Source organism: Teichococcus globiformis (genome assembly GCF_042646265.1).
Classification (GTDB): Bacteria; Pseudomonadota; Alphaproteobacteria; order Acetobacterales; family Acetobacteraceae; genus Pseudoroseomonas; species Pseudoroseomonas globiformis.
On record NZ_JBHRTN010000004.1, the window covers coordinates 20714 to 40371 of the forward strand.

Sequence of the window (19658 nt, forward strand, 5' to 3'; positions counted from 1 at the left end):
GGACGGTCGGACGCTTCAGGAGAATGGCGGCGCGCGGGAACGGTGGGTGTTGGGCGGCGGACTGAACAACAGCTGCCGCACCGCCTCCGCCATGGCCACGGACGGCGCCGCGACCACGCTCGGCTCAGGCAGGACCGGGGGTGGAAGCAAATCGCCCCCAGCCAGTGGCCCCTGGCACATCAGGCAGCAGCCCATCGCCATGGGTGGCGGCTCGACAGGCTTTCCATCGGGGCCGATCCGCACCTCGTGCAGCCCCTCGGGGGAGCAGATCACGGTGAGTTCGCCCGCCGCGGCCATGCCGCCGAGATGTGGCAAGGGCCAGCCCCCCCACTGCATCAGAAGCAGCAGGGCCAGAAGGCGAAGCATCGGGCGGGCCGGGCGCAACATGGCATGAAGTGCCTACCAACTCACCCGAAGCTTGTCACGCGGCAAGGTTGTCGCGGCTCGCAGGGTCAGCCTCTCAGCACCGGAGGGCAAAGGGTTGGGCCGGAGCCGCGATGCTTGTCCCCTTCACTGCCGCCAGTCGGCAGGCGGGACCGGAACCGCCAGGGACCCGCTTGTGGTGGCTGCGCCGGCAGGCGCATAGCGTCCTGCATTGACTTGCGACGAGGCGGTACTCCGATGCTTTCTCCACAGCGCGCCGAGATGGAGGCCGCCCCACCTCGGAGGTCCATCCCCGCCACAGTCTGGGTGCTGGGCCTGGTGAGCCTGCTGATGGATATCTCGTCCGAGATGGTGCAGACCCTGCTGCCGCTCTACCTGGCGACCGGCCTCGGCGCATCTGCCATGACCATCGGCTTCATCGAGGGCCTTTCGGTGGCCGTCGCAACCGCGACCAAGTTCCTTTCAGGGCTGGTTGCAGATTGGAGTCGCCGCAGCAAGCCGCTGGCCGTGCTCGGCTACGGCATCGGGGCGCTCTCGCGGCTCGTCTTTCCATTGGCGGCCAGCATCGACCTGATCATCCTGGCCAAGGCCATGGACCGCGTGGGCAAGGGCATCCGCGGAACGCCGCGCGACGCCATGATCGCTGCGGTCAGCCCACCCGCTATCAGGGGCGCCAGCTTCGGGCTGCGCAAGTCGCTCGACACCGTGGGCGGCTTTCTCGGTCCGCTGCTCGCGATCGCGGCGATGATGCTGCTGGCCGGCAACATCGTAACCGTGTTCTGGATGGCCGTGATCCCCGCAGCGCTCGCCGTGGCGGTTCTGGCCTGGGGCGTGAAGGAGCCGCCTGGAGAGGGCGGGGCGAAGCGCCCCGATTTCCGGCTGTCGCAGGCGTTTCGACTGAACCGTGCCGTATGGGCGGTGATCGGCATCGCCGCGATCATCATGCTGGCGCGGTTCAGCGAGGCCTTTGTGCTGCTGAAATCCCTGGAAGCGGGCTTCTCGCCCAGCTGGGTTCCGCTTTCCATGGTGATCATGCATGCGGTGTATGGATTGGCCGCCTACCCGGTCGGCCGCCTATCGGATCGCGTCGGTGGCATGGGGCTGCTGCTCTGGAGCCTGGCCTTTCTGGTTGCCGCGCATCTGGTGCTGGCCTTCGCCACCGCCGCCTGGGTCTATCTCCTCGGCACTGTTCTCTGGGGGCTCCACATGGGCTTCTCGCAGGGGCTTCTCGGCGCCATGATCGCCGGCGCCAGCCCGGAGGGGCTGAAGGGCAGCGCCTTTGGCACGTTCAACCTCGTGACCGGCCTCGTGGTGTTGGTTGGAAACACCGCGGCAGGCTGGGCATGGCAGAGCTTCGGGTCGGCGATGCCCTTCCTGCTCGGCGCAGGACTGTCGGTTCTGGCCATGCTGCTGCTTATCCTCGGCAGGCGCCAGCCGGGCAGATAAAGCCGACCGGATTCCACGCGGCTGAACGCCGCTAGGCCGACCGGCGCAGAGCGAGCCGCTCGGGCGGCGCGCCGGTGGGCGCGGCACCGAACGCCGTCCGCGCCGCCTCCGGCCACCGGGATACCCGCCGTACAGTCAGGTCGACGCACAGGAACAGCAACTCGCAGCGGGCGCTCTCGAACCCAGCTTCCGCATGGAACATGCGGTGCCGGATCAGTAGCCGCTTTTCGTCGTGCGCCAGCACCGCGCTGGTGACGGAGAGCGGATCGTCCAGCCTCACCTCGCGGCGATACGATACCCAGTTTTCCGCCGCGAAGGTGCCGAGACCCTGCGCCCGCAAAGATGGGCCGAGACTGAGGGCAGGCCAGCATGCATCCGTCGCCATGTCGAAGACGGTGACATAGAAGGCAAGGTTCATATGGCCATAATGATCCACCCATTCCGGCCGCACCCGGGTCAACACCGGCGCATCCGCGTTCCATTGCTCGGCCTGGGCCATGGGTTCTTCCTTTCTCAAGAGCCGGCGCTCCAATCGGTGGCGGCTGGCCTCCACCTTGCCAAAGCCGCACCGATCTGACTGTTCCGCTCATCTCACAGCTGGATCGTGTTCCGGTCTACCCGGGCGTGTCCCGGCAAGGCGGTCTCCCGGGGCGCGTTGGGCCATGGAAGGCAGCGGCGGAGAAGCACGGGCGAAACCGCCGTCCCGGAGCATGGTTCTTTTCCCATCTCGCTCCGGGATCAGCACATGCTCGCCTCCTTCCTGATGGGTCTTGTCGGCGGACAACGCGGCATGATGCCGTTGGCCACGGTTGCCGTTGCGGCCGCGCAAAACCGTCTGCCGCCGCACAGCGGCGCTCCGCCGAGCCTCGGACATCCAGCTATCGTGGCCGCCACCGTGGCTCTGGCAGCCGCCGAGTTAGCCGGCGACAAGATGAAATCGGCCCCCAACCGCACGATCGCCATCGGACTGGCGACACGGTTCATGACCTCCGCCATAGCCGGTGGCTTGCTCGCGCCGCGCCGGCAGCGCTGGCTTGCCGCGGCGCTTGGCGGAACAACCGCGGTGCTGGCCTCCCATCTGGGCTTGCGCGCACGGCTCGCCGCCATCTCCCGCCATGGTCAGGTTTCGACCGGCCTGGTGGAGGACGCGGTGGTTCTTATCGGCGCGATCGCCATTCTGCGCAACTTGGAACGGCTATCCGGCAGACAGGGCTTTTGAACGTGTGCGAAGCATAGCCGAGCCGCTCCACGCACGGCCCAAGCATCGTCTTTGTCCGGCCTCCGACGCGGCAACCCGACGCCGCCTCCGGGGGGGGGGAAGAAGAAGCTGATCGCGTCGCCAGCCCGTTCCTCGCTGCGCTGAGGGATGCCGTACCGCCGGCGCAGGCCGAAGCGTGGCAGCTCAGTGCCACACACCGCCCGCGCCTGGCTGCCGAACGCTGGAGTTGACCAGTAAACGAAACCTTGACCTGTCCGGCCGGTTGACCCCCTCGGGGCCTCGGGGGAAATCCAACCTGCCCAGACCTTCAGAAACCTCTTTTGGCTCTGGCAAATGCTTCCAAATTTTCATTCCAGGGCCCTCGTGATCGCACCCCTTCCCGGCCTCCCCGGCATGCGGAGCCCGCTCCGGCGGCACGCTTCCAGAACCTGCCGCGTCCGAGGATGTACCGGATCGCCCGTGGCCACCCGGAGATCCCTGCCTGATCCCAGGAGCGGCATGGTCCCCGGTCGCCGGACCTTTCAGGGCCGCCTGTTGCGGGCAGGGCGATGAGTGCGCCGGACTGGACGGAAGCAGACCGGCTCGAGGCTCTGGACCGGTACGGAGTGCTCGACACGCCCACAGAGCGCGATTTCGACGACCTGGTTCGCATGGCGGCAGAATTGCTCGAGGCACCGGTTGCCGCGGTCAACCTGATCGCCGCGGACCGGCAATGGTTCAAGGCGGAACGGGGCATCGGCGTTCGGGAAATGCCGCTGGACGATGCCATCTGCGCACGGCTTCTCCGCGCCGAGGGCAAGCTCGTCATCCCCGATCTGCGGAACGATCCTCGCTTTACCGATCACCCGCTGGTCACGGGTGGACCGCGGTTCCGCTTCTACGCCGGGGAGCTGCTGAGGACGCCGGGCGGATTGCCGCTTGGCACGCTATGCGTGCTCGACACCCAGCCCCGGCCGGAGGGGCTGACGGAGCGGCAGAGCTTCGGCCTGAAGGCACTGGCGCGGCAGGTCATGGCGCAGCTGGAACTGCATCGCGCCCTGGCAGAGCAGCGGTCGGCCGCCATGGCCATCGAGAAGAGCGAGACCCATTACCGCACCCTGATCGATGCCATTGAAACCGGCTTCTGCATTGTCGAGATGCGCTTCGACGGTTCAGACCGTGCCATCGATTACCGGATCGTCGAGGGAAATCCCGCCTTCGAGCGCATGACCGGCCTGTTCGGCTCCAAAGGCAAGTGGGTCAGCGAGATCGCACCGGATCTGGAGCGGCACTGGTTCGATACCTATGGGCGGGTCGCCCTGACCGGACTACCTGTGCGCTTCGAGAATGCCGCGGTGTCGTTCGGCCGCTGGTACGACGTGCAGGCGCTGCGGATCGGAGCTCCCGAGGAGCATCAGGTTGCCATCCTGTTCAACGACATTTCCGACCGACGCAAGGCCGAGCTGACCTTGGCCCGGAGCGAGGCGCACTGGCGCGGCCTGTTCGAGCGGCTGGAAGAGGGCATCATCCTCGGTGAGCTGATCCGCGACGATAAAGGCCTGGTGACCGACTGGCGCTACCTCGAGGTGAATCCGGCCTGGGGCCGGCTGATGAACATTCCGCCCGGCAGCGCCACCGGCCGCACTGTGCGGGAGCTGCTTCCCGACGCCGCAGACGCGTGGGTCGCGGACATGTCCCGCCTGGTAGCCACCAAGCAACCGATGACCTTCACACACCGGGTTGGCGGACTTCACCGGTGGTATGAAGGCCGAGCGCACCATGTGGAGGGCGACCGCTTCGCGGTGGTCTTCATCGATGTCACTGGGCACATCCAGGCCGAGGCCAAGCGCAACGCCCTCCTGGTACTCGGCGACAGGTTGCAGGAAGCACCGGATCTGGAGCAGATGGCCTACGCCGCCTCCGAGATCATAGGTCGGACACTCGGTGCCAGCCGCGCGGGCTATGGCACGATGGATGCCGAAGGGCGGGTGCTGACCATCACCCAGAGCTGGACACGACCCGGCATGGCCGATGTTGCAGGGCAGTTCGACCTCTGCGCCTTCGGTGACTATGTCGGGGATCTGCAGCGCGGCGACACCGTCGCCATCGCAGATGTGGAGCATGATCCCCGCACCGCTCACCGCGTCGAGGCTCTTTCGGCGGTAGAGGCCAGGGCGATGGTCAATCTACCGCTCATGGAGCAAGGCCGCTTCGTGGCCCTGTTCTTTGTCAACAACGGCGTGGGCCGCGTCTGGAGCGAGGGCGAGCTGACCTTCATGCGCAACGTCGCCGAGCGCACCCGATCGGCTATCGAGCGCCGCCGGGCCGAGAAGGCGCTGCGCAACCTCGCGGAATCGCTCGAGGAGCAGGTGGAGGAGCAGACGCGCGACCGCAACCGGATGTGGCGGCTTTCCACCGACATCATGCTTGTGGCGGATTTTCAGGCGCGGATCGAGGCGGTGAACCCTGCCTGGACCACACTGCTGGGCTGGGAAGCAGACGAATTGGTTGGCCGCGACTTCATGAGCCTCCTTCATCCCGAGGATGTCGAGGCGACATTGGCTGAGGTCGGCAAGCTGTCGGACGGGCAGACCACGCTTCGCTTCGAGAACCGGTACCGCCAGAAGGATGGCCACTATCGCTGGCTGTCCTGGACCGCTGTGCCGGACGAGCGCTTCATCCACGCCGTCGGCCGCGACATGCAGGCCGAGAAGGAGGCGGCCGAGACGCTGCGGCGAACAGAGGAGGCGCTGCGGCAAAGCCAGAAGATGGAGGCGGTCGGTCAGCTCACCGGCGGCCTGGCGCACGATTTCAACAACCTCCTGACTGGCATCACCGGCTCCCTCGAAATCCTGGGCATCCGGCTGGCGCAAGGGCGGTTCAAGGATGCCGACCGTTACGTGCTGGCCGCCGAGGGCGCCGCCAAGCGGGCCGCGACCCTGACCCATCGTCTTCTCGCCTTTTCACGCCAGCAGACCCTCGATCCCCGCCCTGTCGACGCCAACCGCCTGGTGGCCGGAATGGAGGAGCTGATCCGGCGCACCGTTGGACCCGCCATCACGATCGAGATCGTGGCCGCAGCCGGGCTTTGGGCGACTCTGGTTGATCCGAACCAGCTGGAAAACGCCTTGCTGAATCTGGCCATCAACGCCCGGGATGCGATGCCCGCTGGCGGCAGGCTGACCATCGAGACGGCCAACACCTGGATCGACCATCGCTCGGCACGGGATCGGGATATGGCACCGGGCCAGTACATCGCGATCTGCGTGACCGATACCGGTACCGGTATGCCGCCCGAGATCGCGGCCCGGGCCTTCGAACCGTTCTTCACCACCAAGCCGATCGGCCAGGGCACCGGCCTGGGCCTGTCGATGATCTATGGCTTCGTGCGGCAATCCGGAGGGCAGGTTCGGATCTATTCGGAGGTTGGCCAGGGCACGACGATGCGCCTTTACCTGCCCCGCCACCTTGGCGCGGTGGAACACCAGGATGAACCGCCGGACCTTGCCGAAGCGCCGCGGGCCGGGCCCGGCGAAACCGTTCTGGTGGTGGATGACGAACCGACGATCCGCATGCTGGTCACGGAAGTGCTGGAGGAGTTGGGCTATGCCGCGATCGAGGCGGTGGACGGAACCACCGGGCTGGAAGTGCTGCGGTCGGCTTCCCGGATCGACCTGCTGGTCACGGATGTCGGGCTACCCGGCGGTATGAGCGGAAGGCAGATGGCCGATCTGGCCAGGCTTCACCGTCCGGGGCTGAAAGTGCTGTTCATCACGGGCTATGCCGAGAACGCGGTGCTGGGCAACGGGCATATGGCTCCGGGCATGCACGTGATGACCAAGCCGTTCGCCATGGAAGCCCTGGCCAGCCGCATCAAGGAGCTGATCACCGGCCGAACGTCCTGACACACGGGGCACCAAGGGCTCGCCCGGCGCAATCCCCCCTGGAGCCCCCGCCGATCATCCGGCTGCTGACGAGGCTGCAAGGGGTTTCCGCATGAACGATGCTAACCTTCGCCGGCGCTCCGATTCTGCCGTGGAACCGCGAACACCTTTCCAATCACGCCGTCCTGTTCCCGGTAGGTGCGGAAACCGATCGCTTCGTAGTACTGCAGAGCGCCAGGATTATTCGTGCCGATCGATGCATCGATCATCGCGATGCCGGCTTCAACCGCGGCTTGGCTGCTCACCCGGAACAGCGCTGCTCCGACGCCTTGCCTGTGTGCATATGGACTGATGTTGGTGCCGATGATCCCCCAACCCTCCGCAACGCCATAGCGGTTTCCAGCGCTGGCCCTGATCAGGGACTGGAAGCCCAGAAAGCCCAGCTTGTCATCCACGGCAACCGAACATCGGATGCCGGATGGATTGAGGATGTAGCTGGCCAGAACAAAGGCGGGCTCGCTGGGACGCTGTCGGCCGGTCAGTCCGATGATGTCCTCGAGCACATGGCTCATGCTTGCGCATCAGCGGGTGTTGCGGCTCGGATGTGCATGAACTGCCTCCAGCTCCAGGGAACAATGGTCCAGTCCGGTTCACCGGCGGAACCATGCCAGGCGGCATCGGGACTGCTCAGCCTGGCGCGGCGGTCACCACGCTGGCCGACTGGCCGAAGCCGAGGCCGGCAATGAAGGCGTTCCAGTCCTCCGTTCTCAATGCACCGCCAGTCGCCTGCCGATGGCCAGAGCCGTACATCTCGTCAGCTCCCGCCGGACGATGCTCTGCCAGGAAGGCCACGAGATCCCGATCATCCCCCGAGCGCACGGCGAAATGCACCCAGCCCGGCCGGTAACCGGTATTGGCAGCCATCACGATCTTGTTCTTCAGCCGGCTTCGCCATTGCTGGGCGATCAGGGGATGGATCTGGGTGGGCGAAGCGAACCGGATCAGCGCAACCTCGTCCCGAACCAGGGGCGCCACACGGCGCGCCGCCTCCAACTCCCGCTTCACCTCCGATCGCGCGGCCTGCAGCACCGCGATCTCCGGCCAGCGGCCAGACAGCACGTCCTTTGGCCCATCCGCAACCATCAGCAGCCGCAGCGCCGCGTTGGCATCGCCTGACGCACTGCGCCGCGGCGCATTCACCAGCGCCACAACATCCCGCAGGGCCGTTATGCCGAACCGCCTCGCCGCCTCCATCTCGGGAAAGCCGGCCTTCTCGGCCATGTCGCCGATCAGCCCCAAGGCCGCCAGCCAGAGCCAGTCCTCTGCATCGGCCACTGCGCCGGCGCACCAAAAGGCCAACAGCGAGGAGGTGGGGATCGGGTCCTGCCCGTACCCGCTGATCACCGTGGCGCCGGCCGGAGCGTCGCCCGGGACATGGTGATCCACCACGACGGTGGCGATGCCCGGCTTCGGCAGCGAGTTCCGGACGCCCAGATCGGTGATGACCATCCCGCCTGCAGGCTCGTCGGCCAGCTCCTCCCGCATGGCTGCGGACCACGGGGTTTCGCCCCTGCCCACGATGCGGGTTCGCACCGTCCATCCTGCCTGTTCCAGGGCACGGGCGAACAGGGCTGTGGCGGCCAGCCCGTCCGCGTCATTGTGGCCAAGGACCCAGGCAGGCTTGCCTGGCTGGAAGTTCCGGAGTGCCTCGGCGAAAGCGGAAGCGGCCCGGGTACGCGCGACGCTGCAAGGTTCCATCCGCCGATAATGCGCGGAGGCGCGGGGGGGTTGTCAGGCCGCGGAGCGGCTTGCCTCGGCTTCGTAGATGGCCTGGAGTTCGTCGGAGCGGCGAATTTGGTTCCGACCGCCATTCTTGGCCGCGTACAAGGCACGGTCAGCCTCACTGTAGAGCTCATCGAGCGTCTTGCCATGTCCCACGGCCATCCCAGCCGAGATGGTCACGGCGACGGCCTGGCCTGCCGCCATGAGCGGGCGCTCCGCGATGCGATGGCGAAGCTCTGCCAGACGCTCCATGACCTGTCCGGGTGGGACGCCGCTGGAGATCAGCGCGAATTCTTCTCCGCCGATTCGTCCCAGCATGCCGATGTCGGCCAGCGAGGTGTCCATGATCCGGCTGACCTCCCGCAGCACCGCATCCCCCGTGCGATGGCCGTACACATCGTTCACCTTCTTGAAGTGATCGATGTCCAGAATGACCAGCACCATCAGGGTTACGTGCGACTGCTCGGCGCGTTCCAGCAGAGCCCGTCTGTTGGGAAGGCCCGTGAGCGGATCGGTGCGGCTCAGCGCGTCAACCTGTTGCTTGGCCTGGTACAGCGCCAGATGCGCCTTCCCGATCCATGACAAGATCGGCCCGGCGATGACGATCGCGACCCCGATCGTGATGATCCACGACCTAACGGCCGTAGGCCAGTCATGGAAGAAGGTGAGCTGGTTGACGATGTCCAGCACCAGGGCCATGGCCACGGCCAAGCCCGACGCCAGGAAGACGTATCGGATGAGGTCCTGGCGGTCCTTCAGCTCCGGAGCTGCCACGAGAGTCCACAGCCTGCGCAAAGGTGTACCCCCGCCTGTCCCTGCCCAACCCTTGATCGCGCGACCGGGGAGCCGGGAGCATTTTAGGGCATGGACTGTGAAGGGGGCGTTAATGGCAGGCACTCGATCTGGTGCGGCGCTGACCAGGGCGACGGCCGAATAGGTCGGGCCTGGTGCGGGTGGGTGGCTGCGGAAGCGGGTGGCTTGCGTCAATCCTGATGGCTGGCAGAGGGATAGCCGCTTCCGGCCCGAACCCGAGGAGAAGCGCTCGCTGCCCAGGACGATGCAATCGCTGGCGAGCGACCTGAAGCGGTCCTTCACGGCCTGACGATGGAAGTGCGTGGCCTCAGAGCCCGCGCAACGATACGAAGCGCCCGCTCCAGATCTTCACGATCCATGGGCGCACCAAGGGCCAGCCGCACACTGTTGGGCGCGCTGCCGATCCCGAAGACTGCTCCGGGGGAGATTTTCACCCCAAGGGTGGTCAGGCGTTGCGCGAGCTCCTGTGCCGTCCCCCTGCGTGGCAGGTCGAGCCAGAGGTGCATCGAGGCGGGGTGAGCGTGAGGCGACGCCGGGATGGGCAGCAGGCTCCTGGCGAGGGCCTGACGTGCGCGCGCCTCGCGGCGTTTCTCTGCTTCCAGGAGCGCCGCGGTCCCGTTCCCCACCCAGAGCGAGGCAATAGCGGCTCCGAGGGGTGGCGCGGTCCAGACCGTTGCGCGAACGAGATTCGCGGCCTGCTCCTCCCGTCCGGGCGGCACGAGCATCCACGCTGCCCGCAGACCAGGGGTAAAGCTCTTGGACGTGGAGCGAAGGTGCCAGCTCCGCTCAGGTGCCAAGACCGCCAGCGGCGGGATCGGTGCGTCGTCCTCCGTCAGGAAGCCGTAGGCGTCGTCTTCGATGATGCGAAAGTCGAGGCGCCGGGCAATCGCGGCCACCGCGTCGCGCCGCCGCGCGGGCATCGTCACGCCCGTGGGGTTCTGCAGCGACGGCATGCAGTAGAGCGCCGCGATCCGACGGCGCGCTGCCAGCTGCAGCAGGGCGCGCGGCCGCAGCCCCTCCCCATCCATCGGCACCGGCAGGACTTCGAGCCCCAGTGCCGCTGCGCTGGCCTTGATGCCAGGCCAGCTCAGCGCTTCCACCGCAATCGTGTCGCCGGGTCGGGTGGTGGCCATCAGCGCGACCATGACGGCGTGCTGCGCACCCGCGCAGATCACCACGCGGGACGGGTCATCGGGCAGGCCGCGCCGCGACAGCCAGGCGGCTCCGGCGGCCCGGTCGGCCGCACGTCCGGCGTGAGGCTGGTAGTCGGCAATGGCGACACGCTCCCGCCGCAGGACGAGCTGCGCCGCTCGCTCGAAACGATCGGCCAGACCCGGCAAGGACATCACATTGCGGGACAGGTCGATCAGGCCGGGCCCGGTCTCCTCAATCCGGAATGAGGCGGCGTCGATGTGGCCTGGCGTACGGACAAAGCTGCCACGTCCCACTTCCCCCACCACAAGGCCCCGCGCCTCCAGCAGCCGCATGGCGCCCGACGCGGTGTTGAGGGCTACACCGTGGCGGAAAGCAAGGTCCCGGTGCGTCGGCAGCCGCGCGCCGGGCAGCCGCCTGCCTTCCAGGATCTCTGCCTCCAGGATCGCGGCGATTTCCTTCGCGCCCATACCCATGCCGCCATCATTGTCTCTGAGACAATCCTCTTATTGCCTCACCCGCCCTGCACTTCCAACCTTGCAGGCATGAACGACGGCACCCCCACTCCCTGGCACCTGACACCCCCTACCTTCCAAGAAATCGAGGAGGCGGCCAGGCGTATCCGAGGCGTGCTTGTCGAAACCCCGCTGCTGGAGAGCGAGTGCCTGAACGCACGCCTGGGTGGGCGCCTGCTGGTCAAGGCGGAGGGGCTGCAGCGAACGGGCAGCTTCAAGGCACGCGGCGCCTGGAATCGCCTTTCCCTGCTGTCGTCTGAGGAGCGGTCACATGGGGTGGTTGCCTTCTCGTCCGGCAACCATGCTCAGGCCGTGGCCTGGGCCGGGCAACGCCTGGGCATCGGGACGGTGGTGATCGCCATGCCGTCCGATGCCCCGGCCGCGAAAATCGAGCGGACCCGCGGATGGGGTGCGGAGGTCGTGCTCTACGATCGGGCGACCGAGGACCGTGAAGCGCTGGGACGGCGATTGGCGGCGGAGCGAGGCCTCATCCTCGTGCCGCCCTACGATGACCGTCGCGTCATCGCCGGGGCGGCCACGCTCGGCCTGGAGGTCACGCAACAGGCCAAGGCAATGGGTGCGGTGCCGGACGCGCTCGTGGTGTGCTGCGCCGGGGGAGGCCTGACGGCGGGCTGCGCCCTGGCCCTGGAAACCCTGACGCCCACCACGCGCGTCTTCGCCGCGGAACCGGAAGGCTTCGATGACACGGCCCGCAGCCTCGCGGCGGGGATGCGGCTGGGAAACGCGCCCGGCGCGACCTCAATCTGCGATGCCGTGCAGGCGCCGATGCCGGGGATCCTCACCTTCTCCATCAACGCGCCCCGCCTTGGCGGTGGGCTGGTCGTGAGCGACACCGAAGCCCTTCAGGCCATGCGAGTGGCTTTCGAGGAGTTCAGGCTGGTGGTGGAGCCGGGTGCCGCCGTGGCCTTCGCTGCTGCCTTGTGCGGCCGCCTGCCTGTCGCGAACCGCATTGTCGCCGTGGTCCTGACCGGTGCGAATGTAGACCCCGGCATGTACCAGCGCGCGCTTTCCACCATCACCTGACTGCGGCGGAAGAACGGCTGGGATGTCTCTACGGCTCCTGATCCGGGAGAGCATTCTCGGCCTGCGCTTCGCGGACCAGCCAGTCCGCGAAGATGCCGAGGGCTTCGCCGACACGGCCGGTTGGCAGAAAGAGCCAGTAGAGGTCGCCCGTCGGGATGCTGATATCCGAGAGTGCCACGAGCTTCCCTGTTTGCACCTCATCGCGCACGAAGGACGGAGAGCAAATGACAACGCCCAGCCCCTCCAGGGCTGCCTGGATCGCCAGCGTCGTGCTTTCGAACAGCAGGGGAGGCTGCGTGGTGGCTGCCCCTGCCTGCCGCAGCCAGAGGTCCCAGTCCCCGGCACGGACCTTGCTACCCAGCAGCCTTGCCGAGCCAGGCCATCGACCCTGCGCGCCTTTCATGAGCGACGGCGCGGCGAAGGGCGAGATGACGACCGCCTGCAAGCGCCGTCCCCCGAACGGTGGCGCCGCACTGGCCGGCACCGTGTGGACGGCCGCGTCCACGCCCTCCCGCGCCAGGTCGACGATGGCCGTCGAGGTGGAGACCTCCACGTCGATGCCCTGATGCGCCGCATGGAAGCGGGGCAGCCGCGGGATCAGCCACCGCAACGCCCAGGTGGTGTAGGCGCGGATGCGCAGGGGCGCTGACTGGGTCTGCAGGTGATCCACCGCGGCCTGGATCTGCGCGAAGCCTTCCTGCAACTCTTCCGCAAAGCGCGCCCCAGCCTTGGTCAGGCCGATGGCGTTGACGCCGCGCCGGACCAGCGAACAGCCCAGGGTCAGTTCCAGGTCGCGCAGCCGCTTGCTGACCGCCGGTTGCGTAACGCCCAACGTGGCCGCTGCCGCCGTCAGGCTGCCGGTCTCCGCGACGATGCGGAAAGCCCACAGGCTTTCATAGGGCAACGGCGGACGGTTCATCACGCCACCCTAACATCTGGTTGGGGTACAGCAAGGAATTCTAGGACTTTCCTGCCTCATCCCGCCAGGACGAGAATGCCGGAAACAAGGCGCCCGGCGGCATGTCCGCACGGCAAGCCACCGGAGGACCCGCCCATGAACCGCCGCACCGCCCTGATGATGTTGCCTGCCCTGGCCGGGCTCCGTGCCCCGGCTGTTCTGGCCCAGGGGCGCTATCCTGACAGGCCGATCCGCCTGATCATCCCCTTTGCTGCAGGCGGCAGCAACGACATCGTAGGCCGTGTCATCGCGGAAGGGATGGGAGCCCGGTTGGGGCAAACCTTTGTGGTGGAGAACCGGGGCGGTGCCGGTGGCGTGCTCGGCAACGAGGCGGTGTCGACGGCCCCGAAAGATGGCTACACGCTGCTGCTGGGCGGCAGCGGGAGCTTCCTGATCAGCAGTCTCGTCCAGCCAAAGATCCCGTACGACATTATCCGCGACTTCGCGCCGGTGGGCTTCATCGGCAACGCGCCGAATGTCATCACGGTGAATCCGAAGGTCGAGGCCCGCACGATGGGCGAGTTGCGGGACCTGGCTCGCCGCGCCAGGCCGCCGCTGTCCTATGCCAGCCCCGGGGTGGGAACAACGGGTCATGTGCTGGGGGCTCTGCTCTCGCTCGAGTTCGGTGCCGAGATGGAGCACATCCCTTACCGTGGCACGGGGCCCGCCATCACCGATGTCCTGGCGGGGCGCGTCCAGATCTTGACCAACGCCGCGGCGCCGCTCCGGCCCCACATCGCATCGGGTGGCCTGCGCGCCCTTGCCGTCGCAGCCCCGCAACGGCTGGACTTTCTCCAGGACGTGCCGACCACGGTGGAGCAGGGCTTCCCCAGGATCCTGTCCTCGACCTGGTACGGCCTCCTGGGCCCGGCGGGCATACCGGCCGACCGCGTGGCGGCGCTGCACGCCGCGCTGAACGCCACCCTGGCGGATGCCGGCGCCAAGCAGCGCCTGGCCGAGGAAGGCGTCGAGATCGAGATGAGCCCGACGCCCGCCGACTACGCGCGCTTCATCGAAACGGACCGCACGCGCTGGCAGGAAGTCGTCACCCGCGCCAACATCCGGGCCGAGTGATGCCGCGCGCCCCACTCCGCCGCATCCTGGTGCTGGACGATTTCGGCAACGCCGCGCCGGGTTCGACCGACTGGTCCGGCCTGCCCGTCGCCTTTCTGGACCAGAAGCTGGACGAAGACGCGCTCGCCGCACGGATCGAGGCCGAGGGCGCCGATGCCGTGGTGCTGATCCGCGAACGCAGCGCCTTTCCCGCCAGCCTGGTGCGGCGCCTGCCCGGGCTGCGGCTGGTGGTGACCACCGGCATGCGGAACCGCGTGCTCGACCTCGAGGCCTGTGACGCCGCCGGCATCGCCGTCTGCGGCACGCCTTCCCTGCCCTCGCCGACGGTGGAGCTGACCTGGGGGCTGATCCTGGCCCTGGCGCGCCGCATCCCGCAGCAGGAACGGCTCCTGCGGCAGGGCGGATGGCAGCAGGGGGCCGGGCTCGGGCTGGAAGGCGCGACGCTGTCCATCGCCGGGCTGGGGCGCATCGGCGCCGGCGTCGCCGCCATCGGCCGCGCCTTCGGCATGCGGCTGCTGGCCTGGAGCCCCAACATGACCGCGGCCACCGCCGAAGCCGCGGGCGCCGAGCTGGTGGACAAGGAAACCCTGTTCCGCCGGGCCGACATCCTGACGCTGCATCTCGGCCTGGGGCCCAGCACGCGCGGCATCGTCGGCGCGGCGGAGCTGGCGCTGATGCGGCCCGGCGCGCTGCTGGTAAACACCGCGCGCGGCCCGCTGGTGGACCAGCCGGCGCTGGTCGCGGCACTGCACGGCGGCCGGCTCGGCGGCACCGCCATCGACACGCACGAGCCCGAGCCGATGACCGCCGGCGACCCCATCCGGCAGGCGCCGAACACCATCCTGACGCCGCATCTCGGCTACGTCACGCAGCAGAACTTCCGCCAGTACTTCGAAGGCACGGTGGAATGCCTGCGGGCCTGGAACGAGGGCATTCCCCTGCCGCGGCCGCTGAACGCCGCCGCCAAAGCCTGACGAGGACCGCCTCCATGACCCCCACCTCCACCGAATCCGACGCCATCCTGCTGGACGCCGAAGGCCCCGTCGCCGTGCTCACCCTGAACCGCCCGGCCGCGCGCAACGCCATCGACGACGCCATGCGCGCCGACCTGATGGCGGCGTTGGACCACGTTGCCAGGACCGACAGCATCAAGGCGCTGGTGGTCACCGGCGCGGGCCGCGGCTTCTGCGCCGGCGGCGACGTGAAGTCGATGCAGGCGCGCCTGTCCGTGCCGCCGGGCGAGGTGGCGCTGAACGGCTGGCGCCGGCAGCAGCGCACGCACCACGCCATTTCCATGCTGCACGCGCTGCCCAAGCCCACCATCGCCGCCGTCAACGGCGCCGCCACCGGGCTCGGCTGCGACGTCGCGCTGTGCTGCGACTTCATCATCGCCTCGGACGCCGCGCGCTTCGCCATGACCTACATCCTGCGCGGGCTGATCCCGGATGGCGGCGGCATGTACTTCCTGCCGCGCCGCGTTGGCCTGCCGCGCGCCAAGGAGCTGATCTTCTCCGGCCGCACGGTGGAGCCGGAGGAAGCGCTGCGGATCAACATGATCGACCGTGTCACGGGCGCGGACACGCTGCTGCAGGACGCGCGCGCATGGGCCGCCGAGCTGAGCCACGGCGCCCCCGCCGCGCTGGCGCTGAGCAAGAACATCCTCGACCAGACCTTCGAGCTTTCGGTGGAGCAGGTCTTCGCCATGGGCAGCCAGGCGCAGGCGATCTGCTACAGCTCGCGCGAGCACCAGGAGTCCGTCGCGGCCTTCCTGGAAGGCGTGGCGCAGCGCCGCGCTGCCAAGGACAAGGGCGCGGTGGCATGAGCGCCATCGGCGCCCTGCTGCGCCCGCGCAGCGTCGCGGTGATCGGCGCCTCCGCCGACGCCAGCAAGATGACCGGCCGCCCCGTCGGCTACCTGCAGAAATACGGCTTCGCGGGCGAGATCTGGCCGGTGAACCCGCGCGCCGACAGCATCGCGGGCCTGCGCTGCTTCCCCGACGTCGCATCCCTGCCCGGCGCACCGGATGCCGCCATCGTGCTGCTGGGCCCGGACCGGGCGGAAGCGGCGGTGCGTGACCTCGCAGCCAAGGGCTGCCAGGCCGCCATCGTGCTGGCCAGTGGCTATGGCGAGGCGAACGAGGACGGCGCCCGCCGCCAGCAGGCGCTGAAGGATGCGACGGGCGGGATGCGGCTGCTCGGCCCCAACACCATCGGGCTGGTGAACCTGACGGACGGCATGATGCTGTCGGCCACCGGCGCGCTGGAAGTCGGCAACCTCGCCGCCGGCCGCATCTCGGTGGTGTCGCAAAGCGGCGGCATCCTGGGCTCGCTTTTGTCGCGCGCGGCGGACCGCGGCATCGGCTTCGCCAAGCTGGTGTCCACCGGCAACGAGGCGGACATCGACAGCAGCGAGATGATCGCTCACCTGGTGGAGGACGAGGCCACCGACGTGATCGCCGTCTACATGGAAGGCCTGCGGCGGCCGGAGGTGTTCAAGCAGGCGGCGCGGCGGGCGGCGGAGCTGGGCAAGCCCATCGTGGTGTACAAGGTTGGCCGCTCGGATTCCGGCGCGCGGGCGGCGACGTCGCACACCGGCGCGCTGGCCGGGGCGGACCGCGTCTACGACGCGCTGTTCCGGCAGTACGGCGTCATCCGCGCGGAAAGCTTCACGGACCTGCTGGACATCCCCGCCGCGCTGGCGGGCGGGCGGCGCATCCAGGGCGACCGGGTCGCCATCCTGACCTCCACGGGCGGCGCGGGCACGCTGCTGGCCGACAATTGCGGGCTGGCGGGCATCGAGGTGCCCGCGCCAGACGCGGCGACGACGCAGCGCCTGGCCACGCTGCTGAACGAGGACCCCGCCGCGATCGGCCGCAACCCCGTGGACGTCACGCTGGCCGGGCTGCGGCCGGACCTGTTCCGTGGCGCCATCGACGCACTGCTGGAAAGCCCGGGCTATGACGCGGTGATCGTGGTGATCGGCTCCTCTGCCCTGGCGACGCCGGACATCGTGGCGGGCGCCATCGTGGAGTGCCAGGCGCGCAGCGAGAAGCCGGTACTGGCCTATGTCAGCCCGCACGCGCCGCACCTGGTGCGGCTGCTGAACGGCCAGGGCATCCCGGCCTTCGCCACGCCGGAAAGCTGCGCCACCGTGCTGCGCGCCCTGCACCGCCGCGCGCCCGCGCCGCAGCCGGCCCCGGCCGCCGAGGACGCTTCCGTGCTGGCGGGCCTGCCCGCAGGAAATCTCAACGAGGTCGAAAGCAAAAGCATCTTCGCCCGCTTCGGTGTGCCGGTGACGCGCGAGCACGTGGCGGCCGACGCGGCAGGCGCCGCCGCCGCCGCGCGCGCGCTGGGCGGCGAGGTGGTGCTCAAGATCCTGTCCCGCGCCATCGCCCACAAGAGCGACATCGGCGGCGTGCGCGTCGGCCTGACGGCGGAGGAGGTGCCGGAAGCCTGCGCCACCATGCTGCGGCGGCTGAAGGACGCGGGGGCACCGGATCCGGAAGGCTTCCTGGTGCAGGAGCGCATCCGCGGCGGCGTCGAGATGATCCTGGGCTTCCACCGGGACCCGCAGCTCGGCCCGGTGATCCTGCTCGGCTCGGGCGGCGTGGCGGCGGAACTGTTCCAGGATACCACCCTGCGCCTTCTGCCGATTTCCCGCAGCGATGCCGAGGCGATGGTGGAAGAGCTGAAGGCCGCCCGCCTGCTGCAGGGCTACCGCGGCGCCCCGCCGGCGGACGTGCCGGCCCTGGTGGAGGCCGTCATGGCTTTCGCCGCCATGGCCGGCGCGGCGGGCGAGCGCCTGCTGGAAGCGGAGATCAACCCGCTCTTCGTGTTGCCGCAGGGACAGGGTGCCCGCGCGGTGGACGGGCTGGCGGTCCTGCGGTGACCACGGCCCCCCTGCCCGCCCTGGCCGCCCATGCCGCGGGCTGGCGGCATGCCGCCTGGCCGGAGGGCCTGGAGCACCACGCGCGGCGGGCGCTGCTGGACTGGTTCGCCGCGACCCTGCCCGGCACGCAACAGCCGCCGGCAACACTGCTGGCGGCGGCGCTGGCGGACGAGCGGGGGGAAGGCGCCGCCATCTGCTACGTGGACGGGCGGCGCGGTGCCGCCCGGCACGCCGCGCTGCTGAACGGCATTGCCAGCCACACGGTGGAGTTCGACGACATCCACCGGGATTCCGGCCTGCACCCCGGCAGCCCGACCGTGGCGGCGGCGCTGGCCGTGGCGCAGGCGCGCGGCGCCGGCATGGACGCGTTGCTGCGGGCCATGGCGGCGGGCTACGAGGTCGGCGGCCGCATCGCGCTGGCGGTGCAGCCCAGCCACTACCGCATGTGGCACACCACGGGCACCGTCGGCACCATGGCCGCCGCCGCAGCCGCCGCCGTGCTGCTGGACTGCGATGCCGATCGGGTCGGCCACGCCATCGCCCTGGCCGCCACCATGTCCGGCGGCTTGCAGCAGGCCTTTCGCGGCAGCGGCATGAGCAAGCCGATGCATGCGGGCCATGCCGCCGAGGCGGGCGTGCTGGCGGCAAGAGCCGCGGCGGCGGGCGTGGAAGGCGCGGCGGACGTGCTGGATGGCCCGGCCGGCTTCGCCGCCGCCACCAGCAGCTCGACCGGGCGCTGGGACCTGGCGCTGGCCGATCTCGGCACGCGCTTCGTGATCGGCGGAATGACCTTCAAGAACCACGGCTGCTGCGGCCATATCTTTCCGGCGCTGGACGGCCTGCTTGCCCTGAGGGCTCGGCACCCCTTCCAGCCGGATGACGTGTCGCGCATCCACGTCGCCGGATACCACGCGACGGCGGAGATGTGCGACCGGCCGCTGGTGAAAACCGAGCAGGAGGCCCGGTTCAGCACGCAGTACTGCGTGGCGGCGTTGCTGCACCACGGTGCCGTCCGGCTGAACGCCTTCTCGCCGGAGAGGCTGCGCGACCCGGTGCTGCACGCCTTCATGCCGAAAGTGTCTGTCAGCATGGCGCCGGAGTTGGTCGATGTTTATCCGAGGCGCCGCGCGGCCCGGCTGCGGCTGGAGCTCAAGGATGGCCAAGTGTTTGAGCACGAGCAACCCACCCGGAAGGGAGATCCGGAGGATCCGCTCACCGACGAGGAACTCGACGCCAAGTTCGAAGAACTGGCGGAACCCGTTCTGGGGATGCTGAGCACGGCAGAGCTTCGAGACCTGATCCGACGAGGCACGGAACTTCCTGGTGTGTTGGTAACTCTGTCAGCACCGATGGTGACAGGCCGCTCACCATGACTGAACCGGAAGTCCCATCAGCCGCGAGGCAGAGATCACGCGAGCCGGCTTCTGAACCGCGGCGCCGACATCTGCGGTGCCCCCTCTTCGGAATGGCCGGATAACCAAGCCAGGAAGGCGCCAGCGTGCTTCGTGCCGCCGGGCTGT

General features: G+C 68.8%; 16 protein-coding genes. 9 read left to right on the forward strand and 7 right to left on the reverse strand.

The window, feature by feature from the left end:
- Positions 1 to 15: 15 nt before the first annotated feature.
- Positions 16 to 387, reverse strand: a complete 372-nt coding sequence (locus tag ACFOD4_RS01895) for a DUF2946 family protein (RefSeq protein WP_379593044.1) — start codon at positions 385 to 387, stop codon at positions 16 to 18.
- A gap of 234 nt (positions 388 to 621) precedes the next feature.
- Here ACFOD4_RS01895 and ACFOD4_RS01900 point away from each other — a divergent pair, with 234 nt between their 5' ends.
- Positions 622 to 1830, forward strand: coding sequence for an MFS transporter (locus ACFOD4_RS01900; RefSeq protein WP_379593046.1), 1209 nt, complete (start codon positions 622 to 624; stop codon positions 1828 to 1830).
- 31 nt (positions 1831 to 1861) lie between these two features.
- On the opposite strand, the gene ACFOD4_RS01905 is transcribed toward ACFOD4_RS01900, so the two are convergent.
- A complete protein-coding gene (locus ACFOD4_RS01905) occupies positions 1862 to 2329 on the reverse strand; it encodes an acyl-CoA thioesterase (RefSeq protein WP_379593048.1) in 468 nt (155 codons plus the stop codon).
- Positions 2330 to 2575: 246 nt separating this feature from the next.
- Here ACFOD4_RS01905 and ACFOD4_RS01910 point away from each other — a divergent pair, with 246 nt between their 5' ends.
- Both ACFOD4_RS01910 and ACFOD4_RS01915 read left to right on the forward strand, forming a co-directional pair.
- A complete protein-coding gene (locus ACFOD4_RS01910; protein ID WP_379593050.1) occupies positions 2576 to 3049 on the forward strand; it encodes a hypothetical protein in 474 nt (157 codons plus the stop codon).
- A gap of 548 nt (positions 3050 to 3597) precedes the next feature.
- Positions 3598 to 6933, forward strand: a complete 3336-nt coding sequence (locus ACFOD4_RS01915; protein ID WP_379593052.1) for a PAS domain S-box protein — start codon at positions 3598 to 3600, stop codon at positions 6931 to 6933.
- Between the two features lie 101 nt (positions 6934 to 7034).
- Here ACFOD4_RS01915 and ACFOD4_RS01920 read toward each other — a convergent pair whose 3' ends face one another.
- From ACFOD4_RS01920 to ACFOD4_RS01935, 4 genes are all read right to left on the reverse strand, one after another.
- Complete coding sequence (locus ACFOD4_RS01920) at positions 7035 to 7484, reverse strand: GNAT family N-acetyltransferase (RefSeq protein ID WP_379593054.1); 450 nt, start codon at positions 7482 to 7484, stop codon at positions 7035 to 7037.
- Between the two features lie 115 nt (positions 7485 to 7599).
- Complete coding sequence (locus ACFOD4_RS01925) at positions 7600 to 8670, reverse strand: single-stranded-DNA-specific exonuclease RecJ family protein (protein WP_379593056.1); 1071 nt, start codon at positions 8668 to 8670, stop codon at positions 7600 to 7602.
- 33 nt (positions 8671 to 8703) lie between these two features.
- Complete coding sequence (locus ACFOD4_RS01930) at positions 8704 to 9468, reverse strand: GGDEF domain-containing protein (RefSeq protein ID WP_379593058.1); 765 nt, start codon at positions 9466 to 9468, stop codon at positions 8704 to 8706.
- A 317-nt stretch (positions 9469 to 9785) separates the two neighbouring features.
- On the reverse strand, positions 9786 to 11135 hold the full coding sequence (locus ACFOD4_RS01935) for an aminotransferase-like domain-containing protein (RefSeq protein ID WP_379593060.1): 1350 nt from the start codon (positions 11133 to 11135) through the stop codon (positions 9786 to 9788).
- Between the two features lie 69 nt (positions 11136 to 11204).
- Here ACFOD4_RS01935 and ACFOD4_RS01940 point away from each other — a divergent pair, with 69 nt between their 5' ends.
- Positions 11205 to 12218 (forward strand): threonine ammonia-lyase, encoded by a 1014-nt coding sequence (locus ACFOD4_RS01940; protein ID WP_379593062.1) that lies wholly within the window; start codon positions 11205 to 11207, stop codon positions 12216 to 12218.
- Between the two features lie 28 nt (positions 12219 to 12246).
- Here the strand turns inward: ACFOD4_RS01940 and ACFOD4_RS01945 are convergent, their stop codons facing one another.
- Entirely contained in the window at positions 12247 to 13137 is an 891-nt protein-coding gene (locus ACFOD4_RS01945; protein ID WP_379593064.1) for a LysR substrate-binding domain-containing protein, read from the reverse strand.
- A 135-nt stretch (positions 13138 to 13272) separates the two neighbouring features.
- On the opposite strand from ACFOD4_RS01945, the gene ACFOD4_RS01950 reads away from it, so the two are divergent.
- Genes ACFOD4_RS01950 through ACFOD4_RS01970 form a run of 5 tightly spaced genes read left to right on the forward strand, consistent with a single transcriptional unit; the run spans position 13273 to position 19511 of the window.
- Positions 13273 to 14250: a Bug family tripartite tricarboxylate transporter substrate binding protein gene (locus ACFOD4_RS01950; RefSeq protein ID WP_379593066.1), complete on the forward strand. Its 978-nt coding sequence runs from the start codon at positions 13273 to 13275 to the stop codon at positions 14248 to 14250.
- Positions 14250 to 15224, forward strand: coding sequence for a D-2-hydroxyacid dehydrogenase family protein (locus tag ACFOD4_RS01955; RefSeq protein ID WP_379593068.1), 975 nt, complete (start codon positions 14250 to 14252; stop codon positions 15222 to 15224). Before ACFOD4_RS01950 ends, ACFOD4_RS01955 begins: the two co-directional genes overlap by 1 nt.
- A 14-nt stretch (positions 15225 to 15238) precedes the next feature.
- Complete coding sequence (locus ACFOD4_RS01960; RefSeq protein WP_379593070.1) at positions 15239 to 16072, forward strand: enoyl-CoA hydratase/isomerase family protein; 834 nt, start codon at positions 15239 to 15241, stop codon at positions 16070 to 16072.
- Positions 16069 to 18138: an acetate--CoA ligase family protein gene (locus ACFOD4_RS01965; RefSeq protein WP_379593072.1), complete on the forward strand. Its 2070-nt coding sequence runs from the start codon at positions 16069 to 16071 to the stop codon at positions 18136 to 18138. Before ACFOD4_RS01960 ends, ACFOD4_RS01965 begins: the two co-directional genes overlap by 4 nt.
- Positions 18135 to 19511 carry an MmgE/PrpD family protein gene (locus tag ACFOD4_RS01970; RefSeq protein ID WP_379593074.1) on the forward strand — a complete coding sequence of 459 codons (1377 nt, stop codon included), beginning with the start codon at positions 18135 to 18137 and terminating at the stop codon, positions 19509 to 19511. The genes ACFOD4_RS01965 and ACFOD4_RS01970 overlap by 4 nt, the downstream gene beginning before the upstream one ends.
- Positions 19512 to 19658: the final 147 nt, after the last annotated feature.